Annotated in this window: 1 protein-coding gene; it reads right to left on the reverse strand. The window is 62.7% G+C overall.

Features of this window, described 5'->3' with window-relative positions; genetic code table 11:
- Nucleotides 1–208: 208 nt before the first annotated feature.
- Nucleotides 209–1,927 (reverse strand): FAD-dependent oxidoreductase, encoded by a 1,719-nt coding sequence (locus tag RR842_RS08250; RefSeq protein WP_332729442.1) that lies wholly within the window; start codon nt 1,925–1,927, stop codon nt 209–211.
- Nucleotides 1,928–2,142 lie beyond the last annotated feature (215 nt).

Here is a 2,142-nt window from a genome sequence, read left to right on the forward strand (position 1 = left end):
AGCAGAGCAGAGCAGAGCAGAGCAGAGCAGAGCAGAGCAGAGCAGAGCAGAGCAGAGCAGGCTATTTCGATGCAGCCTGGCACAGCGCAGGCTCCTGACCAGCCTCTAAACCGATCGATTCCCCGGCAAACTGCTGCCGAGCAGGGAAGGCCCCCGGTGCACAGTGCCGTGCCGGGGGCCTTCAAGGGAGGGAGTTGGCCGTGAGGTTCTACGCCACGCCGAGGGCGTGCTTGGCAGCGATGCGGCCGAACGTGGCCGTGCGGCCAGCATTGATGCCCGTGAAGTTGCTGGGGTAGTTATGCGGGTAGAATCCACCCTGGTCGTTTCCACATACGTACAGGCCTACGATAACGCTGCCGTCTTCACGCAGAGGTTGGCTGTTTGCATTGGTAACTACGCCGTGGGTGGTAACGAGCAGCTCGCCAGCGATGCGCGCGGCGTAGTAGGGAGGCTCGTTTACGGCGCTCATGCGGAACGGTTCCTTGCCGAAGTCGGTATCCTTGCCTGCGGCTACCATCTCGTTGTAGCGTGTGACGGCTGCTGCGAACGTGGCCGTCTTCTCGGCATCGAGGCCCATAGCTTTCGCCAGCTCATCGAGCGTGTCGGCTTTTTTGATGGCTCCGCTTTCCAGGTTCGGGGCGAACCAGAATTCGTCGAGATGCTCTTTCGAAATGGCCTCGCAGTCGTACACGTCGGCGTTGAAGGCGGTTCCGGCAGGAGCCGGGGCCAGACGCGAGCAGCCGCAGGTGTCGAACTGCACGATGTCCTCCCAGTAGCTGGCATCCCAGACTTCCCAGGAGAAGTGGCCGGGCTGGTTGAGGCCGCCGGCATAGCTCATGGGGTAGCACTGGTCCTCGTTCATGAAGCGTTCGCCGTTGGCGTTTACGTGCAAGAACGGCTGGCTACCGGGCAGGAATATCTGGCCCTGCCAGGGGCGGCCGAACTCGGTGTCGTCGTTCATGAGGCCACGGTTCCAGATCATGCACGATCCGCCTGCTTCGAGGTAAGCGCCCGCCCAGAGTGCCATGCGAATGCCGTCGCCTTCCTCGGTCACGCTATCGCCCAGCACGCAGTATTCGGAGGCGACGGGCACGAGGTCTTTCAGCATCTCCTCGTTTGCGCCGTAGCCTCCCGTACACATGATGATGCCCTTAGCGGCATTGAACTGGATGTTCTTGCCGTCTTTATCGGTGGCGATAGCGCCTGTGACCTTGCCTGACTCGTCCTGGACCAGCTGCTTTGCAGGGGTGAGCAGGCGAATCTCGCCGCCCAGCTCGGTCAGCACTTCGCTCATCTTCTCTAGATGCAGGTAGGCGCTGTAGTTCGGGCCCTCGGGGTTGTACTCGTCGAGGCAGGGGTTGTAGCACATGGCTGGGTAGTACGCCTTGGGGGCGATGGTCGGGTCGGGGCGGTGCCACTCGAAGGGGAACAGCATGCCTTTGGGCTCGAGCGTCTCCTTCATCCATTCCATCATCTCGCCGGACTTCTCGGCCCACGTCTTGTACAGCACCATGTTGGCATCGCCGCTCTGCGTCATGTTGGCGTGGTTCAGCAGCGCAGGCACGTCTTCCTGATGGTCGGGTTCCAGCTTCGAGTTCAGGGCGCCGATGGCCTCGCGGGCTGCGGCGATGTTGCCGCCCTTCTCCAGCACGATCACCTTGGCGCCGTTTTGCGCCGCCGTGGTGGCGGCGGGAAGACCGCCGTTGCCGGCTCCGACCACGACGAGATCGACCTCGATCGTCTCGGCGATGTCGGTGATAGGCTCGGGCTTGTCGCGCCACGAGGCAAGCTGTGCGGTCTTGCCGCCTTTGCCGCCGGTCGCTTGGGCCTGCGGCGCGCAGCCGGCGAGCGCTCCGGCGGCTGCGAGCGCGCCGGTTGCGGTAAGGCCGGCCAAGAAGTTGCGGCGGCTGATGGTTTTTTCTCCCATGATGAATCCTCCCTTGGTTGCGTGCTCCTTTGGCTACCGAGCGGCGTTTTCTCGTCGGTGCCGATCCGGGCTGGTCGTTCGCGGGTGCCGGACAGGTTTCACCCTACGCGGCGTTTCAGGGAGGGTCATCGCGTGTTTGCGGGTATTTTCCCGGATACCCGCATGGTTGCAGAAGATACCCGAGAACAGGGGAGAAGAAACGTAATACCTGGTGA

This window comes from Gordonibacter sp. (genome assembly GCF_036667095.1).
Classification (GTDB): Bacteria; Actinomycetota; Coriobacteriia; order Coriobacteriales; family Eggerthellaceae; genus Gordonibacter.